This window comes from Anaerosporobacter mobilis DSM 15930 (genome assembly GCF_900142955.1).
Taxonomy (GTDB): domain Bacteria; phylum Bacillota; class Clostridia; order Lachnospirales; family Lachnospiraceae; genus Anaerosporobacter; species Anaerosporobacter mobilis.
On record NZ_FRCP01000015.1, the window covers coordinates 87,829 to 108,872 of the forward strand.

Consider the following 21,044-nt stretch of genomic DNA (forward strand, 5'->3'; position numbering starts at 1 on the left):
CACTATTCCCTGTGCTATACGTAATATATGTATTACATTACGTATTCTCGTATTGCAGTAAAGAGTGAATCCATCTCTTCCCTTGTTCCAACTGTGATACGTAGATAATTACTAATACGAGGATTGCTTGCAAAGTTTCTAACGAATATATTCTGTTCTCTTAACATCTCTAACAATTCAGCAGCTGGGGCAGTCTTATGCTTGGCAAAAACAAAATTAGTCTTGGAGTCTGTACACGTAAAACCTAGTTTCTTTAATTCTACAATTGTTCGTTCTCTTTCTTCCATAATCTTCGCAAGATTTTCTCTAAAATACGCCTCATCTTTAACCGCTTCTACTCCTATATATAGTGAAGTTTGATTCATTGTATAAGAGTTATAAGAATATTTAACATCGTTAATAACTTTAATTAAGTCTTTGTTTCCTATACAGTAGCCGATACGCATACCTGCCATTGATCTAGCCTTTGAAAAGGTTTGTACCACAAGAAGATTCTCATATCTATCAATTAATTCAATCGCTGATTTTCCTCCAAAATCAACATAAGCCTCATCAACAATTACGATAACATCTTGGTTATGTTGTAATATATCTTCAATAAAAGTAAGATCCTCGTAGATACCTGTTGGAGCATTGGGATTTGCTAAAACAACTCCTCCGCTCTCTTTATAATAATCTTCTTTTTTTATACGAAAACTATCGTCGAGCGCAGGTGTCTCGTAAGGAATCTTATAGAGATTCGCCCACACTTGATAGAAGGAATACGTAATATCAGGGAATAGGATTGGCTTGTCTGAATTAAAGAAACTTAGGAAAGCCATTCCTAGTACATCATCTGATCCAACCCCCACGAAAACCTGATTTTTATCTACTTGATAATAATCTGCTAAGGCTCCCACTAATATGTCTGATTTATCATCTGGATATAGACGTAACTTGTCTACATCAAACTCTTTCATTGCCTGTAATACCCCAGGTGCTGGTGGATATGGATTCTCATTCGTATTCAGTTTAATCATCGTATCAAGTTTCGGTTGCTCACCTGGTACATATGGTTCTACTTTTCTAAAATTTTTCTCCCATGCTCTCATCCTGTCTCTCCCTTACTGATATTCTTTCACTAGTTTTTCAAATCCTGCTAGTGCACCCGTTACTTTGCTATAATCTACACAGTACGCAATTCTACAATATCCAGGACAACCAAAGGATGTTCCTGGTACAATTAAGATATTATGTTTCTTAGCTGCATTAGCGAATGCAAAATCGTCACCACCTAATGCTTCAATGAATAGATAGAATGCCCCTTGAGGTTTTATACAATGATATCCAAATGCAGTTAAATTGTTATATAATTCTTCTCTATTACGATTGTATATCTCTACGTCTACTTTAGCATCAATACATCTAGCAACTACACGCTGCATGAGTGAAGGTGCATTCACGTATCCTAAGATACGATTTGCAACATTAACAGCTGCTGAAACATTCAAGAAATCATCCATTTCACTTGGTAACACAAGATAACCAATTCTCTCACCAGGTAATGATAGCGATTTGCTATAGGAGTACCCCACCACCGTATTCTTGTAATACTTTGTTAGGTACGGTACCTCTACCCCATCGTAAACAAGTTCTCTATATGGTTCATCAGAGATGAGGTATATACTTGTCCCAAACTCCTTCTGCTTTTCTTCTAGGATGCTTGCTAATTTACAGATTGTTTCTTCACTATACACAACACCCGTTGGATTGTTAGGTGTGTTTACTATTACAGCTTTGGTTTTAATCGTAATTTTTTTCTTAAACTCATCAAGGTTTGGTTGAAAATCTACAGTATTGGGAGATATTTCTACTAATACGCCATCATAGTTACTTACATAGTTACGATATTCTCCAAAATAAGGTGCAAATACAATTACTTCATCATCTTTATTAAGAAGTGCTTTGAAGATCACATTTAGTCCCCCCGCTGCACCTACGGTCATAACAATATTCTCCCCTACGAATGTAGTTCCATGCGTGTTATTAATATGCTTAGCAACAACTTCTCTTACATCTTCATATCCTGAATTATTCATATAACCATGTACTAAATTAGGACTATCATTTGTTATGATATCTATGATTGCTTCTTTTACCTCTATCGGTGGTTCAACGCTTGGGTTTCCTATACTAAAATCAAATACATTCTCTTCTCCATATATATTTGCTAATTCCCTACCTTCTTCAAACATTGCACGAATGACGGAACTATTCTGTACTAGGCTTACCATTTTTTCTGAAATCATTGTACTCCTCTTTTCTATGTTTATATAATTATTTACCTGTTAATATACTTTAGTATAGCACAGCAGACATGTAATAATCAATCTTTCTAGTCAATATAACCCAAATAGAAAAGGTTATCAAAGTCCTTATCACAGTCACTTTGATAACCTTTCATTATTCTTTTTTCCCTTCTATGCCAATGAAACTCAAATTGTTGCCATAAACTAAGAGAGTAAAGATATTACTTCGATTCTTGATCTCCCATGTCATGGATCTCTCCACCACATCTATCACAAAAATCAAGTCCTTCCAGTGTTAAACCTCCACAATCAGGACATATAATCTTTTCAGGATAAATCACACGCTCTACAATTTCATACTCCTTAGTATTTTCATTGTTATCTTTCGTGCTACTGCCTTTTAATTCTATTGTTGCTGCAAACTTGGGTTCTAAGGCTTTTTTTCCTTCCAACCATCTAGTCTTATCTTTACTTTTTTTCCATAGAACTTTCATAACATCCCCCGTATTGCATCCCTCATCTAAATAATGTACTTTTCTCCTCGATAATTATTCATCATCATCTTAAAGATTTCACCACTACTTGGTGGAGTAAATGTAATTGCATTCGCCCCCGCATCTATTGTTCTTAATATACTCTCTTGAGTAGGTCCCCCCGTGGCAATAATCGGTACATCAGGAAAATCTTTTCTTATATCGGAAACGATTTTAGCTGTATTCGACGCACCTGATACATTCAGTATTGACGCGCCACTTTCTAGTCTTTTCTCAATATCAGTTTTTTCAGAAACAACGGTTATCACAATTGGAATATCTATTTTGCAGCTTAAGTATTCTAATGTTTCATTGGGTGTTGGTGCATTGACTACAACCCCCATGGCCCCTTGGAATTCCGCATCTTCTGCTAGATTCGTTACTCGCTTTCCAGTTGTTGTTCCACCACCGACTCCGCAAAACACAGGGACATCGGAACAATTAATAATAGAATGCGTAATTATTGGTTGTGGTGTGAACGGATAAACTGCAATTACTGCGTTCGCATTACAATTACGTATAATTGCAACATCCGTTGTAAAAACCAACGATTTTATCAATTTACCAAAAATCCGTATTCCACTTACCTGTTCAATGACCTGAGGCACACGAACCATATGTTTCCGAAGGTTACCATCAATTTCAGGAATATTATATTTTTCCATACTCACTTTCCTTCCTTCGCCCAAGCCTGTATCTTTATTATATCCTTTTTTTCTATTACTTTCAATTCAATCCTTATATAGTTTTGTATAATTTTATTTAAGGTAAGTGCTTGCGATTACACCGTTGTACGAATGGAGTCGAACGTATTATAGATATCTAATTCCCCATATCCCCATTCTGGATTTGGATAATTCAGATTACCTCGTCTAGCTCCTCGAACTAAGAACCGATTTATCTTATAACCAGACAGTGATATATCATTTTCTAATACAATCCCCCATTCTAACAAAAGTGCAATTGATCCAGCCGCTAGGGCCGTAGAAATACTTGTTCCTGACTTAGTTGTATATCCTCCATTTTCCGCTGGTCCGTACACATCCACTCCCGGTGCTACCAAATCTGGTTTAACAAATCCTTCTGCAGCAAAACCATGACCAGAATTCACATATAGACTCTCTGTTATATGATTATATGCCCCCATTGTAGTTGCCCTTCTTGTATAACCAGGAGAAGTAATGGTTGTTTCAGGGTTTGGCCGAAGAAATTTCGTTTGATCTTCAATAAAGTCATGTATTGGTAACCACATATTATACCTTCTATCTCCATTGCCTCCTGGAAACACTCGAACTTTCCATATACCTGGGGTAGGGTTAACAAGACGTATTACAATTAATTCATTACCACTCTGCCTTTCGGACAATTCATAATATACGTAGGCTTTCGTCGGTTCTAATAGAAAACTTATACGTTGTCTTTGATTTAGTCTTGGTGGAATTCGGTCAATATATTCTCCCCCAGGTGAAATCAAACCGATAGAAAATGTATGTAATGGCCCCGTCCATAATTCCATTACAAATCCTTTCTCATCCGTGGCAACATTGATTTCAACATCTTCATATTCACGGTCCAATGTAAAATCACCATGATAGTGATGTCCACGATTTCCTTCGTTGCCAGCTGCTATCGTTGTACATAACCCTACAAAGCCAGAAAAAGAATCAATAAAATCCTCTAAATAAGAATCTCCATTGTGATCTCCCGAACTTGTTCCTACTCCAATACAGATTACCAATGGTCTAACTAACTTCTCTGCTATATTCAACAAATAACTAATTGCTAACATGAGATCATTCTCTTGATAACATGGTACTCCATCTGGTATTTGATAGAATTCTTTTATATATTCTTTTGCCTCTTTTAATTTAACCATCGCTATATTTGAGCTAGGTGCTACACCAGAGAAATCATTTATCATATCTTCATTCCCAGCTGCGATTCCAGCTAAGAAAGTACCATGACCAATGGTGTCAACACTTGGAACAATACTTAATGGATCCTCACTTGCTAATGCTTGATTTATATCTTCCTCTGTATAGGTTGTTCCAAATTTAATTTCAAATTCATTCGTATTATCCACTGCTGGTATCGTCTGATCCCAGATACCTACAATCCTTGTCGTATTATCAGCATGTGAAAATATTGGATTTCGGTAATCAATACCAGTATCTATAAAACCGATAATTATATCCTGACCTCTTAGATTCAAATATGGTTGGCGTCTCACCCGATTCACACCAATTGCTTCTAACGCAGACTGATCCATCAGTCCATATACTTTAGGAAACGATCGGTATCCAAATCTTTCAAAGGTATGCAAAACATCTCCTTTTCTATCTACATATATTGCCTGATACCGATTACCGATTCGCTTTATACACTCATAATTGTACGTTCTCATAAGTTCTTCTGATACTCCAACTGCCTGTATAATGTAATCTGCATAGTCGTTTGAATATATAATATCCTGACATGCTTGAAACGTCTCTATATCAGTTGCCATAGTTGACCTCATAATGTGTTTTATATTATTCTATTCAATATTACTTACTATGTATCTTGTTTCAATATAAAAGAGCAATTTCACCAAAACGAAATTGCCCTTCTCTATTATTAATATTATTCAGTTAATAAAGGTGTGATACAACCTCTCATCTCAATAACAGGTCCACCCTTTTTCTCAATATAATCTCTTGTTATAGTAACTCGACCTATATTATCGTCCTTCGGAATCTCATACATAATGTCAAGCATGAATTCTTCAATAATCGCACGAAGTGCTCTTGCTCCAGTCTTTTTCTCTAAAGCCTTTTCAGCAATTGCTTCCAATGCTCCGTCGTCAAATATTAAATCTACCTCATCTAATGCAAGTAATTTTTTGTATTGTTTCAATATTGCATTTTTAGGTTCTTTTAATACTTCTACTAACATCTCTTTTGTTAATCCTTCTAAAGAATAGATAACAGGAAGACGTCCTATGAATTCTGGTATCATACCAAATTCTCTTAGATCATCTACTGTAACCTTTTGCAAAAGATTTGTTTCTGTATCATATTTGTCTTTCAATTCAGCTCCGAAACCAATCGATGATTTCTTATTCAATCTTGCTTTGATTATCTTCTCAAGATCCGGGAAGGCACCTCCACAGATAAATAAGATATTCTTTGTATTTACAGTTGTAAGCGGAACCATTGCATTCTTGTTTGTTGCTCCAACAGGTACCTCAACTTCAGCACCTTCTAGCAACTTTAACATACCTTGTTGTACGCTTTCACCACTTACATCACGATTTGTTGTACTCTTCTTTTTCGCAATCTTATCTATCTCATCAATAAAAACAATTCCACGTTCTGCTTTCTCTACATCATTATCTGCTGCTGCTAATAATTTAGAAATTACACTCTCAACGTCATCGCCGATATATCCTGCTTCTGTTAAAGCTGTCGCATCTGTAATTGCTAATGGTACATTCAACAATCTTGCTAATGTCTTAACTAGATATGTCTTACCGCATCCAGTTGGCCCAATCATAAGCATGTTAGATTTTTCAATTTCAATATCATCCATTGCATTCGCTGCAACACGTTTGTAATGGTTATAAACTGCTACAGATATAACTTTCTTCGCATGTTCCTGACCAATAACATAATCGTCTAATTGACGCTTTATGACATGAGGAGCTGGGATATTCTTCAAATCTATTGTTTTCGTATCCTCTTTCTTCTCTTCTTTTTTCTTCTTTAATTTCTGACTCTTTGGGATTTCATTCTGAATTCCACTAAAGTTCATCATAGGCCCTAGGTTCATCATATCCATGTAAGGAACATTCCCAGTATTAATGGTATCAAACGTCTTTTGCATACAATCCGAACATATACAAATATTATTTGGTATATGAATCATCTTACCAACTTTACTCTCTGGTCTGCGACAGATGTAGCAGATATCCTCATAATCGTCTTTGTATTCTTTTTCCTTATCAATTATCTTCTTATCTTTTGCAGAATCCTTCACTTCTTGTTTGTCTTCTTTGTTTGATTCTGTTAGATTATATTCTATATCTTTATTCATATCATCTGACATAAATATCTTCTCCTCTATATAGTTACAACTATCAAACATGAAGTTTGTAGCCCTTTTGTAACCAATTTGCTCTTTTATCAACTTCCTACTATGTACATGTTATTATAACGTACTGATTCTTATAGTACAAGGTTATAATTCTTAAATTTTATTAAAGTAAATACTCCGTTTTGCTATAACTAATACTCATTTTATCACTCTTCTTTTTTCTCATGTGACAAACGGAATTAATTATGCTACACTTATAATCAAACTACCAAGCTCGGAGGTTTTTTATGATTACTGGAAGTAAAGAATTAATTCGCGATATAAATAGTAACCTTGTATTAACTCAAATCGTTAATTTTAGCCCAATATCTAGATCTACTATTGCTAAAAAATTAGGACTGACCAAAGCAACCATATCCGCTATTGTTGCTGACCTACTTGTAAAAAAACTTGTTGTTGAAATAGGTAGTGATGACACAAGCTTAGGTCGTAAGCCAATTCTCTTAAGTTTTAATCGTAAAGCTGGATATGCGGTATCGGTCGATATTGGTGAACAGATGATTACTGCCCTAATTACTGATTTACAAGGTGATGAACGTCAATTAAAACAAATTGCTACACCAAAGTATAGTGCCGATTTATGCCCTGCATTAATCGAATTGCTTAGATCTATGACTACAGGAATCCCTGAACGCCCTTATGGTATCGTTGGTATCACTTTAGGTATTCATGGTGTCACTTCAGATAATGTAATTCATTTTACACCTTATTATGATTTTACCGATTGCAATCTGGTTAAAGAATTAGAAGATAATTTCCATACAACGGTCTTATTGGAGAATGAGGCTAATCTATCTGTAATTGGTGAGAAGACGTTTGAATATGACTATCCAAATATCGCTAACATCAGCGTACATACTGGAGTTGGTCTTGGTATTCTTATGAATAACACCTTATACTCAGGTATCAAGGGCTATGCGGGCGAAATCGGACATACGATTGTTGACATAGATGGTAAACCTTGCCCATGTGGTAATCAAGGTTGCTTAGAACAATATGTTTCTGAACGAGCCTTATTACAAGAATTAGCTTCAAAAAAAGGGCTTGAACATATAGATTTCCTATCTTTTTCCAAACTGTATCAGCAGAAAGATTCTGATGCACTTTCTATAATGGATACCTTCGTTCGTTATATGACCATATGTGTGAACAATGTCCTTAATATGTTTAATCCCGATCTTGTTATTATCAATAGTCGATTTATAGTATTAGATCCCACTTTGTTAACTCGGATTATTCATAACCTATCTAGCCGCATTAATAATTACCAAAAGATTGCCCCTTCTGTTCTTCAAGAAGGTTCTGTCTTACTTGGTGGAATCAGTGTAACAGTAAGAAGTTTCTTAGGCGTAGACGTTTCAATGATTCATTAATAAAAGGTTGAAGCACCAACTTACTCTCTGGTACTTCAACCTTTTAATTTAATAGAATAAACTATATTATTTTACTAATTTACTCTCTAACTTCGTTACTGCATCGTCTAGCCAGTTAGCTTCAATCTCTTCTACTTCTCCAGCATCTACCTTCTTAGCAATCTCAGGGTTTATTGGAATCTTAGCTAATACATCTAAATCATATTTCTTAGCAATTTCTTCTACATGACTTTCACCGAAAATGGATACTTTCTTACCACAATCATCACACTGATAATAACTATAATTTTCGACCACTCCTAGTATTGGTACTTGCATTGACTTAGCCATATTAACTGCTTTCGCTACAATCATGGAAACCAATTCTTGTGGTGATGTAGCGATAATGATTCCATCTAGTGGAATAGATTGGAATACGGTTAATGGTACGTCTCCAGTTCCTGGTGGCATGTCAACAAACATATAGTCAACCTCTCCCCAGTTTACTTCGGACCAGAATTGTTTTACCGTTCCTGATATTACAGGTCCTCTCCATACAACAGGTGTTTCTTCATTATCCAAGAGTAGATTAACAGACATCATCTTTATTCCCGTCTTAGTTTCTGCAGGAATAATTCCATATTGATCTGCTAATGCTTTCTCATGTACACCAAATGCCTTTGGTATCGATGGACCTGTTACATCTGCATCAAGGATTGCAGTATTATAACCCTTACGTCTCATTAATACTGAAAGGCAAGATGTGATTAAGGATTTTCCAACGCCACCCTTACCACTTACTACACCAATTACTTTTTTTACATTACTATATTCATTCGACTTCTCAAAGAGGTCTTCTCTTGATGGCTTACTGGAATCACATTTTGAAGGACAAGTCGAGCAGTTGCTTGTACAATTATCACTCATAATTTCATCTCCTATTCTCATATATTATTAATTGGTATGAACAATTTATCCAACTAATATATACAAATATTATTATACTACAGCACTTTGTGAATTACCATACTCCCTAACGGAAATGTTGCGAAATTTGACTATATTTTTTGCACAAACATGTAGGTTTTTTCAATTTCTTGTAGCATTATCGCATTATATGTGATACAATGCTATTTGGTGATATTTTCGCCCATTTGTGGGATTATTATATACAGTGTTCGCTTACAACCAAGAAAGGACAGATACTAATAATGAGTGATTTAATTAATAGTTTCGAGGAGAAATTAAAGGAACTAGTTTCTCTTGGTAAGAAAAACAAAGGTATACTTGAAGTTGAAAAAGTAAATGACTTCTTCAAAGAATTAAATCTTGATGTAAATCAAATTGACAAGATTTATGAATATCTTGAAAATCATAATATTGCTGTTATCAATCTAGTAGATGATGCAGATGAGGAACCTGATGAAGATCTTCTTCTTGAATTAGAGAATGACGAGGAAATTGCATTGGTGGAGGATATTGCTAATTCAACTAATGTTATGAGTGATGATCCTGTCAAACTTTACTTAAAGGAAATTGGTAGCTATCCTCTGCTTTCAATAGCTGAAGAAATTGAATTGGCTAAGAAAATTGAACAAGACGATGAAATGGCAAAGAAAACTCTAGCAGAATCTAACCTAAGACTTGTTGTAAGTATTGCAAAACGTTATGTTGGTAGGGGCCTATCTTTTCTCGACTTAATTCAAGAAGGTAATCTTGGTCTTATCAAAGCTGTTGACAAGTTTGATTATACAAAAGGATACAAATTCAGTACGTATGCAACTTGGTGGATTCGTCAAGCGATTACAAGATCAATTGCTGACCAATCTCGTACCATCCGTATTCCTGTACACATGTCTGAAGTTATTAATAAAACATACCGCGTTTCTAGAAGTTTATTACAAGAGTTAGGACGTGAACCTACGGAACAAGAACTTGCGGATGCTATGAACATGCCTTTAGAAAAAGTTCGTGAAATACTTAAAGTTTCTGCGGATCCAATTTCACTTGATACTCCTATCGGTGAGGAAGATGATAGTCACCTTGGTGATTTCATTCGTGATGAAACAATCGTTGGACCGGAGGATGCCGCTGCTTATTCTGTATTACAAGATCAGATTTCTAAACTTCTGGATACATTAACAGAAAGAGAGCAACGCGTATTAATTCTACGTTTTGGTCTTAAAGATGGACGTACAAGAACACTTGAAGAAGTAGGTAAAGAATTCAACGTTACAAGAGAACGTATTCGTCAGATTGAAGCAAAAGCTCTTAGAAAATTAAGACATCCTAGCCGTGCAAGAATGCTAAAAGGCTACGAAATTATATAAGGTGTGTGGTCTAACATGATTTTGTAAAAGTGATACTTAGCTTGTTTTTTAGCAACTGAATACACTCACACGCCAGCAATAAAAACACTCTCTATTCGTTGTATGTCACTGTCGGATATTTATTATCCGCCCTTGACACACAACTTCGATAGAGAGTGTTTTTTTGATGTCGCATTTCATTGTATTCAGTTGCTAAAAAACGATATAAATGCAGCAAGGGGGCTTTTACAAAATCATGTGTTACTACACTATATAATTTCTTAAATTCTCTATTATGTAGGAAGGCCGATCACATTTATTTGCTTTGTCTTCGGCCTTATCGTCCTATTTTTTACCCTTTTACTAATTTCCCTTGGTACATCTTCTTTTCTACAATATTAATGCCGAATTTCTTTTGGTATTTCTTTAGGAGTGGTAATTCTTCTTTCGTTACGATTAGTACACTTCTTCCAGGTTGTCCGTTTCTTCCGGTACGTCCTGAACGGTGTAGATATTCCATCTCATCTTCTGGTATTGATATATGGAAAACGGTATCAATTCCGTCAAAATGTAAACCTCTTGCCGCAATATCTGTAGCTACAAGGTAATTAATCTTATTGGTTCTAAACTGTTCTACTACACGCTTACGATCTTCCTTCACATTAGAACCATGAAGACACTCTGCCTTCAATCCCTGATATACTAATTTGTAGGTAGCCTCTTCAATATCACTTACCTTATTAATGAATATCATTGCTCTCTTTGCTTTCATAATTCTAGTTAATTTACGCAAGGCCTCTAACTTATCTCTACGTTCTACAACAAGACAGATATGCTCAATATTAGCAGGAATCGTCTGTGTCTTCTCTGTCTTAATTACTTTGGCATCTTTCATCATGTCCATAGCGACTTCCGACGCCTTCTTCGTTACACTTGCTGAGAATACTAATAATTGACGATCTTTCATCGTACACTTGATTACTTCTTGAACACCCTTTATATTATCTGGATTTAATAGCTTGTCTCCTTCATCTACGACAATTGTCTTAACCGTATGTGCTGCTATCTTTTTCTTCTTAATTAATTCATGAATTCTTCCCGCAGTACCAATGATAATCTGTGGTTTCTCTTTTAGCTTTTCAATCTGTCTTAAGATGTTTACATTGCCGATGATTACCGCGGATTTTAATTCGATACCAGAATTTTTTGATAATCGTTCTACCTGTGCGTGTACTTGCATTGCTAACTCATGTGTTGGTACTAATATAATGACCTGATTTGTCTTCTGGATCTCACTATACTTTTCAAAAATAGGTACTAGATAAGCAAGTGTTTTACCTGATCCAGTCTCTGACTCTGCTATAACATCTTTTCCTTCTATTATAATAGGATACACAAGTTCTTGAACCTTAGTTGGCTTTGTTATCTTCTCTACCTCTAACGCTTTCACTAACTGGCTCTGTGTAATTAATTCACTAAACTTCATTTAATCCTTACTCCAATCTACTGTATTATAACGTTTAATATTTATTTTATCACTAATCATACCTATTGTCTAAAGTTTTATCTTTTTATTTGAGTGTTAAAAGGTCAATTTTCTCTTTCTTAATGAATAGCGATGGATATTAATTCGATGAATACCTTCTAATCATCTTATTAAAAGTTATAAATTTTTAACATTTTATTAAGGAAGTTTTATGTTCTTTCATCTGCATTTCATATGTGGTATAATGTAACTTATCGGAAGGTAATCAAGCACGAGCGAAGCGAGTATTTGATTTCACCCGATAAGTTAGCGATAGAACGAAGTTCTAGAGCTTTATCAAATCCACACAGTGGTTCTGATAAGATTATTAGAGATTACATATAATGTAATCTCTTAACTCCGTAAGGAGTCATAAGTTAACGAGGAAAATTACAACGTAATTTTTCGAGTCTAACCTAGCGATAGAACGAAGTTCTAGAGCTTTATCAAATCCACACAGTGGTTCTGATAAGATTATTAGAGATTACACATAATGTAATCTCTTAACTCCGTACGGAGTCATAAGTTAACGAGTTCAAAAGAAAGCGAGCGAGCATAATGAGAAGAATTGCATTAATGATATTACGAAATCTCTTTGTATTTCCTTCTTGGTTTTATCATATCTATAAATATGGTAACCACTTTGAGAAATACGATGCAAATACACGTTATTCTTATTTGCGCAAAGTTACGAAACGTGCAGATAAATCAGGCCGAATAAAAGTTGTATGTGATGGCCTTGAAAACTTACCAGAAGAATCGGGATATATTCTCTTTCCTAACCATCAAGGTCTTTTTGATGCACTGGCTTTTCTCGAAACACACGAAAGACCTTTTGCAGCAATCATGAAAAAGGAAGTAAAAGATATCATCTTAATAAAACAAGTGATTCAATTACTTCAATGTCTTATTATTGACCGTGAAGATGTAAAGCAATCCATGATGGTTATTCACAACATGGCTAAAGAAGCAAAGACAGGACGTAATTTTATCATATTTGCAGAAGGTACGCGTAGTAAAAACGGTAATCACATTGGTGAATTCAAGCCTGGTAGTTTTAAGAGTGCTGTTTATGCCAAATGTCCTATTGTACCAGTGGCACTACTAGATTCTTATAAAGTATTTGATACAAATTCTATAAAGAAAGTTACTGTTCAGATTCATTATCTTGAACCTCTTTATTTTGAAGATTACAAAGATCTTAAAACAGTTGAGATAGCAGCTATCGTTGAAAAGCGCATCACAGATGCAATTGCTAAAGCAGAAGCAGAACGTGGTAATGAATATATTATTGCAAAGACTGAAACCAAATAAATTACTTATTAAAAAATTACCCAGTTGACATTCATATCAACTGGGTAATTTTTATCTATATATTATGAGGAGAGAATTGTCTACTAGTTTAATTCTATTATGAATTTAACACTACTTTTAAATTCACTGTTTGTATCTGTGAATGTTGTATATTTACTTGCGGCATCTTGTAAATCATCGAATTTGTCTATTACATCTCCTAATTTTCCATCAACTGCATCAATTAATTTGGAGATACCTTCACGGTTAAATTCTTCCAGCCCTTCTTTGAGTGTCTTACCTCCATCGGCTGCCGACTGTACGCCATTATCTAACTTGGAACTTGCATCGTTTAATTTTGGAGTAGCACTCTTAATTTTTGAACTAGCAGTATCAAGACTTATACTACCATCATATAGTTGCTTTATACCTGAGCTTAAACTTCCAGATACAGAATTTAACTTATTAGCTCCCTCTAATAAAGTCTTGCTTCCTGCCTCCAATTCTCCCATGGCAGATTGAAGTGATTTTGCACCTTTCTTCATCTTAGTAAGTCCAGATGTTAGTGTATTAGATCCATCTGCTAGTGAAGAAGCGCCCGTAGATGCTTTTGATAAACCTGCTTCAATTTGCGCACCACTAGCAGTTAGGCCTTCAGCAATTTGTTTTTGACCAGCTGTATTCTTCTCAAGCATTCCAACAATGGATTCCTCTACACCTGCTGCTTTTAAAGCTGCTATAATCTTTTCATTATTCTCAACGGTAGCTGAAAGAGTAGCATATGCTTCATTCTCCGCTTGTTTACCAGCTTCTAATTGTTTCAACGCCGTATTAAGTGAATCTGCTCCGCTCTTGATAGAACCAGCGCCTGTCACTAATGCATCAAAATTATTAACTAGGGAATCTACACCGTTACTTGCTTGGTTCAAACCTGAATTAAGAGATTTCGCTCCAGTTGCAAGACTTGATACCCCTTTTGTTAATTCCCCTGCGCCATTATATAAGGTCTTAATACCTGATGTCACCTTTGATACACCCGCGATGTAATCATCAAGACTACCAGTTAACGTTGTAACTCCCTTTGTATATTCTCCGGTTTTATCTTTTAATTCATTTAATCCATCGGATAAATCGGAAGATCCATCAACTAACTTCTTAGAAGCATCTGCTAATTCGTCCATGGAATCTGCAAGATCCTTTAATTGATCGGTGTCATCTAATTTTATTTCATTTAATAGATCGGCAGTAACAACGTTTAATACTGTAATTGGTTCGTAATTCGTTACATCTGCTGTAATTGTAATCGAACCAGGTACTTTGGTTTCATCACCTAAAGCTAAGCTATCTTTTAATCCAGGCATTGCAACACCCACAACAGCGTATTTATCACCATCGGAGATTACTTTTGCATTCTCAGCTGTAACATTTGCAAAGCTATCTGTTTTTAACATCGTAGCTGCTACTACAGTGAATGGCGTATACATATCACTACCAGCTACTTTTGAATTATTTTTATAAGTATATTCAATTGTTAATTGACCACTTTTACCTTCTAGTTCAGATGGTTCAATCTCAACACCATCCAATTTGTAAGTTGCTTGTATTGTTACAGGTAACTCTGCATCCGCTGTTCCTTGGTAATAGATATCATTCCCGTTAGCTTGCCATACGATTTCACCGTTGGCACCTTGTGAGTAGGTCTCATCACCCTTTACATTAACAATATCCTTCAATGTAGTTTTATCTGTAATGGTTGCGTCACCACTATAGTTCTTAATCCAGTCGCTAACGATTACTTGGCTTACTTGACCCGTTGCATCAGCCTTTGCATATACCGTTTCTTCTTTTTCTATACCTTCGCCTGTTCTTGTAACTGTGGAATCTGTAGTTGCTACATCATTTACAATTTGGTTATAACTTTCATTCGTTAATACATTCCTATATGTGCTCGCATTTACTGGTATCTGAGTTGCTCCAAAGACTGCGGATACTCCTAGTGCTCCAATAATAACGCTAGTTGCAATTTTCTTATTCATGTTCATAATAAATACCTCCTTAATTTTCTTTTATACCGAACTTCATTGATGTTTTACAAATAACCTTATCAAAAATCATAAACATAGCTGGCAATACGAAGATTACCACAACCATACTGATTAATGCACCTCTTGACATTAATGAACATAAAGCACTAATCATATCGATATTGGAATATAAACCAACTCCAAACGTTGCTGCAAAGAAACTAAGCGCACTAACAATGATGGATTTGATAGAAGCTTGGTGTGCTATTGTAATAGATTCTTGCTTACTATTACCGTTATTACGTTCTTTCTTATATCTTGTTGTCATTAAGATTGCATAATCTACAGTAGCACCAAGTTGAATTGTACCAATTACAACGGAGGCGATGAAAGGTAATGTCGTTCCCGTATAATACGGAATACCCATATTCACAAAGATAGCAAATTCAATTACCGATACAAGAATTATTGGTAACGATATAGAGCGGAATAATATTAATATAATTAAGAAGATGACTCCAATTGATACTATATTAACATTCTTGAAATCAATATCAGTGATATCAATTAAGTCTTTCGTTAATGGTGCTTCCCCTACTACTAAAGAATCCTCACTGTAGGATTTTACTATATTATTTATCTCATCAATCTGCTCATTCACCTCATCACTAGCCACTTTATAACTTGAGCTGATTAGTTCTAACTGATATAAATCTGTTCTTACAGTACTTATTAAACTCTCTGGTAACATACTAATTGGTACAGAGGGACCAACTACACTGTCAAGGCCAATCACCCATTGAACTCCATCTAGATTACGTATCTGATTCATCATATCACGATAATCCTTGCTACTAACATCATTCTTAATCAATAACATATGAGTTGTATTCATGTTATACTCATCTTGTAATTTCTTGTTTGCTTTCACACTATCCAAACTATCTGGTAAAGAAGCTGTTAGGTCATAGTATACTTTTGTATGATTGTTACCGTAAACAGCTGGTACTAATAAGATAAGGAATAGTACTGCAAATGTAATATAATGTTTTGTTACAAATCTTGATACGCCATCTAAGCTTGGAATAATGTCTCTATGAGTCGTTTTCTCAATTGCCTTCTCACACAGAAGAATTAAAGCTGGTAATAAAGTTACACAAGTGATAACACCCATTACAACACCTTTTGCCATTACAAGGCCAAGGTCTTTACCAAGAGTAAAACTCATAAAACACAAAGCCAAGAAACCTGCTACTGTTGTAACAGAACTTCCAACTACAGAACTAATTGTGTTTGAAATTGCATGTGCCATGGCACGATCATTTTCCCCTGGATATCTAACTTTGTTTTCTTCATAACTGTGTAACAAGAAGATTGAGTAATCCATTGTAACTCCAAGCTGAAGTACTGCACTTAACGCTTTCGTTATGTAGGAGATTTCTCCAAACATGATATTGGTTCCCAAATTATAGATAATTGCCACACCAATACTTAACATGAATAAGATTGGTACTAAGAACGAATTCATTGTTAAACCAAGTACTATCATTGATAATATTACTGCGATCAACACATAGATTGGTGTTTCTTTCTCAGATAATTCTTTTGTATCTGTAATGATTGCTGACATACCACTGACAAATACTTGCTTATCTGTTAACTTTCTAATTTCTTTAATGGCATCCATTGTTTCATCTGCTGAAGTAGATTGTTCGAATGTAACAGCCATCATTGTAGTGTTTTCCGTATTGAAGGCATCTTTGATTTTGTCTGGTAACATTGTCATTGGAACGGAAATATCTAATAACGAATCATACCAGATTACATTGCTTACACTTTCTACCTTTTCAATCTTTGTTTTTAAAGCGGCTACATCCTTTTCTTCCATTCCCTCTAATACAACCATAGAGAATGCACCTGTTTTAAAATCATCTACTAAGATTTGCTGTCCTACCATTGTTTCAATATCCTCTGGTAAGTAAGATAAGATATCGTAATTTATTCTTGTATTGATATACCCAAATACCGCTGGAATTAATAACAGTACAGATAAGATTACGATTAGCTTCTTATGCTTGGTGATAAATTTTCCAAACCCTATCATAACACTTCACTCCTTTTTCCTTTTCCCTTTTTTGAATCAGCACACAAGCAATCAGGAATCTTAATTTGCTTGTGTATAGTTTTCGCTAATAAATGACCAGTAGTCATATTTGACATATATCGTTATATCACAAAAGTGACCATCGGTCAATATATTTATTTATTTTCTATATTTTTATTCATTTGATTCCTATTTTCCTTGGTGTAAGCCTGTTTACATTTAGAAATGATTGTGCTACTATGAGTATGATTAAGAACAAATTATTAATCAGGAAGTGAAGATAATGGGAAGATTAGACGAAAAAAAGAAACAAAAAAAAGACACCTTATTCACAACAGCCTTTGAGCTTTTTACATCTCAAGGCTTCAATAAGACGTCTATATCAGATATTGTTCAACAGGCAGGTGTTGCCAAGGGAACTTTTTATCTATATTTTAAAGATAAATATGATGTTAAGAATAAACTAATTGCATATAAAGCAAGTTCTCTATTCAGTAAAGCTGTGCGCGCACTTGACGAAACGACTCTTACTGATTTTTCTGATATTATGATCTTTCTAATCGATCATATTATTAATCAATTGGAAGAAAACACTAATCTTCTACGATTTATTGCAAAAGATTTAAGTTGGGGAATATTCAAATCTGCCTTATTAAGCAATGACGAGCATATGGACACCGATTTTTATGATCGTTATCTTATGCTCGCCAAGGAATGCAACGTTACCTTAAACAATCCTGAAATCTTACTCTTTATGATTGTTGAATTAGTAGGTGCAAGTTGCTACAACTGTATTCTTAATTCTACTCCTCTAACTATTGAGGAATATAAGCCATTCCTATACCAAAGTATTCGAAGTATGATTGCTACTCAAATACAAACTAATTCGTAAGCTTAACAAGATTCTTATCTGACATAACACTGCTATCGTTGTATAAAAGTAATACATCCGTTATACCAAATTGATCTACAATTGCTTCCATTCCCATATTGAGATGCCTCAAATCTACAAGAACGACTTCCTCAAAATGATGAGCAAGAATTGGTACCATTGTATGTGCATAAGAATCTTTTACCACTAATAATTTTTTGCCATTCTTATTACCAGAAGTAACTTGAACCAAAGCATTGTTACCACCTAAGAATATAGAATATTTGTCTACACTATCTAACTGTTCATAGTCAAACAAGGAATCTAATTCCTTTTCTCCCATGTTGATGTTAACCTTATATTCTCCTCCATCATCAAAAAGAGTTATTTTGTCAGGCGATACATTGGTATTGACTTTATTGTAAACTGTCCCATAAAAATCAGAAGTTGCTACTGACTGCTTATATTCATTAAGTGGCTTTGGTGTTAATCCAAGTGATTTAGCCCAAACTTCATAAGCGTAATACGCACCTAGGCTAGTCCAGTGGTGATCGGTTTTATAATAGATATATTCATCACTCTTATCTTTAAGTGCCTGATTCACATCAACAACTAACTCCTCTGCTACTTTATCAGAAACCTTCTTTTCTAACAATTCACGTATATCTTGATTGATTAACCCTTGATCAAAGAATGGTGCATATGGTGGCAGTTTTTCTTGCAAAATATAACCCGCAGTAGGGGCCAATATGGCTCTCACATGTTCTATTCCTAACTTTTCTTCATACTTAGCTAAGAACTGTGCAATCCATTTTTTATTCTTCTCCCATTGCTCTTGATCGATATCTTTATCTTCTACCTTTTCAATCAGATATCCATCTTTTGCAAAGTATACATTATTAATATCTTGTTTTCCTGCCATCCTCTCCGCTATGGTTTTAATACGAATCCATTGGTCTCTTCCTACGAATTGATCAGTAATATAGGTTTCGTATTTGGCTGTGAATTCTCCCTTAAGGATAGCTTCCTTAGAGAACTTAGGCATCTGTTCTAGATACCTTCTCTCCCTCTCGGAGTAATCTTTTGGTTTCGTTACTAAGCTGGCAATTGTAAATCCAAAGATGAATAAGCAAAATATCCCACAAGTTATTATATTTAAACGTTTTTTATTATCTTTCATAATAAATCCTACTCCTTCCTAAAATCTAAAATATAAAAATGGATTATAGGACGCATCAACAAGATATGCTACTGATAAGAATAATATCAATAGATAAAAGATGTTACTAATAATCGTAGTTGGTATCGTTACTTTCTCCATCTTCTTCTTAACAAGTTTCGTTATTACACCTGAAGAAGCTAGGATTAGAATTATGAGTAATATCCCATTATTATATAACAGATATAGCGTATCTCCATTTATAAATGAATTATTTAACCCACCAAACATTGCTGCAAAATATGCTTTTCCTCTTGAGACATTGTCAAAAGCAAATATTACCCAACCTAATAATATAAAGAACATGGCGTATATTCTTGCTACCCACGCTGGTGCCTTTTCTAGATATCGTAGTAAAAAGATCTTTTCTACCATTAATAAAACTGCAAAATACAATCCCCAGTATAAGAAATTCATACTTGCTCCATGCCAGATACCTGTTAATAACCATACGATAAAGATATTACGAATCTGCTTTCCTAATCCCTTTCTACTTCCTCCAAGAGGAATATATACATAATCACGGAACCAACTGCTTAATGATATATGCCATCTACGCCAAAACTCAGTAATACTCTTTGAAATATATGGATAATTAAAGTTCTCTAAGAAAGTGAAGCCAAACATATGACCAAGTCCGATGGCCATATCAGAGTACCCCGAAAAATCAAAATAGATTTGGAATGCAAACGCTAAGATTCCAATCCATGCAGTTAGAATAGGTACATTCTCTATATTCATTGCACTGATGTTATCCCAAAGCAAACCAATGTTATTGGCTAATAATACTTTCTTACCTAAACCAATTACAAAACGTTGAATACCATATGCAAATTGCCCTACGGTCTCTCTTCTGCTCTTTAATTGTTTATCAACTTGGTTATACTGAATAATTGGACCAGCAATCAACTGTGGGAATAACGTTACATACGCACCAAAACTAATAATATTCTTCTGGACAGTTGCATCGCCACGATAGATGTCAATTGTATACGACATAGTTTGGAATGTATAGAACGATATACCAATTGGCAGTGCTAAGGACAATGGCGTAAGTGATCCACCTGCAACTTTATTGATAATATCGATTACAAAATCTGTATATTTAAAGAATCCTAATAAACTCAAATTAATAATAACTGCCAAGATAACAAAGATTTTGGCTTTGCTTCTCTGGCCTTTTTTAATATAATAATCTACGAATCTACCATTCGCATAATCTACTACAGTGGAGAATAACATCAGCAGAATATAAACAGGTTCTCCCCATGCATAGAATAATAAGCTCATGAAGAACAATACCGCGTTACGATATGCACGAGGCACAATATAATACAATAGTAACACTACTGGTAGGTATCGAAACAGAAATAATAAACTACTAAAAACCAT

At 34.8% G+C, this 21,044-nt stretch carries 16 protein-coding genes; 4 read left to right on the plus strand and 12 right to left on the minus strand.

Translation table 11 applies throughout. The features are described from left to right. Positions 1–32: 32 nt before the first annotated feature. The 6 genes from hisC to clpX form a co-directional block, all read right to left on the minus strand. Positions 33–1,091: a histidinol-phosphate transaminase gene (gene hisC, locus BUB90_RS15000; protein ID WP_073289240.1), complete on the minus strand. Its 1,059-nt coding sequence runs from the start codon at positions 1,089–1,091 to the stop codon at positions 33–35. Positions 1,092–1,103: 12 nt separating this feature from the next. Next, complete coding sequence (locus BUB90_RS15005; RefSeq protein WP_073289242.1) at positions 1,104–2,288, minus strand: pyridoxal phosphate-dependent aminotransferase; 1,185 nt, start codon at positions 2,286–2,288, stop codon at positions 1,104–1,106. A 221-nt stretch (positions 2,289–2,509) separates the two neighbouring features. Then, complete coding sequence (locus BUB90_RS15010) at positions 2,510–2,782, minus strand: hypothetical protein (RefSeq protein WP_073289245.1); 273 nt, start codon at positions 2,780–2,782, stop codon at positions 2,510–2,512. A gap of 26 nt (positions 2,783–2,808) precedes the next feature. Beyond that, the gene (locus BUB90_RS15015; protein WP_073289247.1) at positions 2,809–3,486 is read right to left on the minus strand and encodes a beta/alpha barrel domain-containing protein; all 678 of its coding nucleotides are present in this window, start codon (positions 3,484–3,486) and stop codon (positions 2,809–2,811) included. Between the two features lie 116 nt (positions 3,487–3,602). After that, complete coding sequence (locus BUB90_RS15020) at positions 3,603–5,327, minus strand: S8 family peptidase (RefSeq protein ID WP_073289249.1); 1,725 nt, start codon at positions 5,325–5,327, stop codon at positions 3,603–3,605. Between the two features lie 116 nt (positions 5,328–5,443). Further along, complete coding sequence (clpX, locus tag BUB90_RS15025; protein WP_073289251.1) at positions 5,444–6,907, minus strand: ATP-dependent Clp protease ATP-binding subunit ClpX; 1,464 nt, start codon at positions 6,905–6,907, stop codon at positions 5,444–5,446. 275 nt (positions 6,908–7,182) lie between these two features. On the opposite strand from clpX, the gene BUB90_RS15030 reads away from it, so the two are divergent. Next, entirely contained in the window at positions 7,183–8,328 is a 1,146-nt protein-coding gene (locus tag BUB90_RS15030; protein WP_073289253.1) for an ROK family transcriptional regulator, read from the plus strand. 66 nt (positions 8,329–8,394) lie between these two features. Here the strand turns inward: BUB90_RS15030 and BUB90_RS15035 are convergent, their stop codons facing one another. Beyond that, the gene (locus BUB90_RS15035) at positions 8,395–9,234 is read right to left on the minus strand and encodes an Mrp/NBP35 family ATP-binding protein (RefSeq protein ID WP_073289256.1); all 840 of its coding nucleotides are present in this window, start codon (positions 9,232–9,234) and stop codon (positions 8,395–8,397) included. 284 nt (positions 9,235–9,518) lie between these two features. Between BUB90_RS15035 and rpoD the strand changes: the two genes are divergently transcribed. Beyond that, positions 9,519–10,637 (plus strand): RNA polymerase sigma factor RpoD, encoded by a 1,119-nt coding sequence (rpoD, locus tag BUB90_RS15040; protein WP_073289258.1) that lies wholly within the window; start codon positions 9,519–9,521, stop codon positions 10,635–10,637. A gap of 331 nt (positions 10,638–10,968) precedes the next feature. Here rpoD and BUB90_RS15045 read toward each other — a convergent pair whose 3' ends face one another. Then, a complete protein-coding gene (locus BUB90_RS15045) occupies positions 10,969–12,102 on the minus strand; it encodes a DEAD/DEAH box helicase (RefSeq protein WP_073289260.1) in 1,134 nt (377 codons plus the stop codon). A 597-nt stretch (positions 12,103–12,699) separates the two neighbouring features. Between BUB90_RS15045 and BUB90_RS15050 the strand changes: the two genes are divergently transcribed. Then, positions 12,700–13,455 carry a lysophospholipid acyltransferase family protein gene (locus BUB90_RS15050; protein ID WP_073289261.1) on the plus strand — a complete coding sequence of 252 codons (756 nt, stop codon included), beginning with the start codon at positions 12,700–12,702 and terminating at the stop codon, positions 13,453–13,455. Positions 13,456–13,538: 83 nt separating this feature from the next. Here the strand turns inward: BUB90_RS15050 and BUB90_RS15055 are convergent, their stop codons facing one another. Both BUB90_RS15055 and BUB90_RS15060 read right to left on the minus strand, forming a co-directional pair. Further along, complete coding sequence (locus tag BUB90_RS15055; RefSeq protein WP_073289262.1) at positions 13,539–15,476, minus strand: hypothetical protein; 1,938 nt, start codon at positions 15,474–15,476, stop codon at positions 13,539–13,541. A gap of 13 nt (positions 15,477–15,489) precedes the next feature. Beyond that, on the minus strand, positions 15,490–17,562 hold the full coding sequence (locus BUB90_RS15060) for an efflux RND transporter permease subunit (protein WP_073289263.1): 2,073 nt from the start codon (positions 17,560–17,562) through the stop codon (positions 15,490–15,492). 283 nt (positions 17,563–17,845) lie between these two features. On the opposite strand from BUB90_RS15060, the gene BUB90_RS15065 reads away from it, so the two are divergent. Further along, positions 17,846–18,454: a TetR/AcrR family transcriptional regulator gene (locus BUB90_RS15065; protein WP_073289264.1), complete on the plus strand. Its 609-nt coding sequence runs from the start codon at positions 17,846–17,848 to the stop codon at positions 18,452–18,454. Here the strand turns inward: BUB90_RS15065 and BUB90_RS15070 are convergent. Then, on the minus strand, positions 18,444–19,613 hold the full coding sequence (locus BUB90_RS15070) for a DHHW family protein (RefSeq protein WP_073289265.1): 1,170 nt from the start codon (positions 19,611–19,613) through the stop codon (positions 18,444–18,446). The two genes, BUB90_RS15065 and BUB90_RS15070, sit on opposite strands and share 11 nt — an antisense overlap. Positions 19,614–19,631: 18 nt before the next feature. Continuing rightward, positions 19,632–21,044, minus strand: a complete 1,413-nt coding sequence (locus tag BUB90_RS15075; protein ID WP_073289266.1) for an MBOAT family O-acyltransferase — start codon at positions 21,042–21,044, stop codon at positions 19,632–19,634.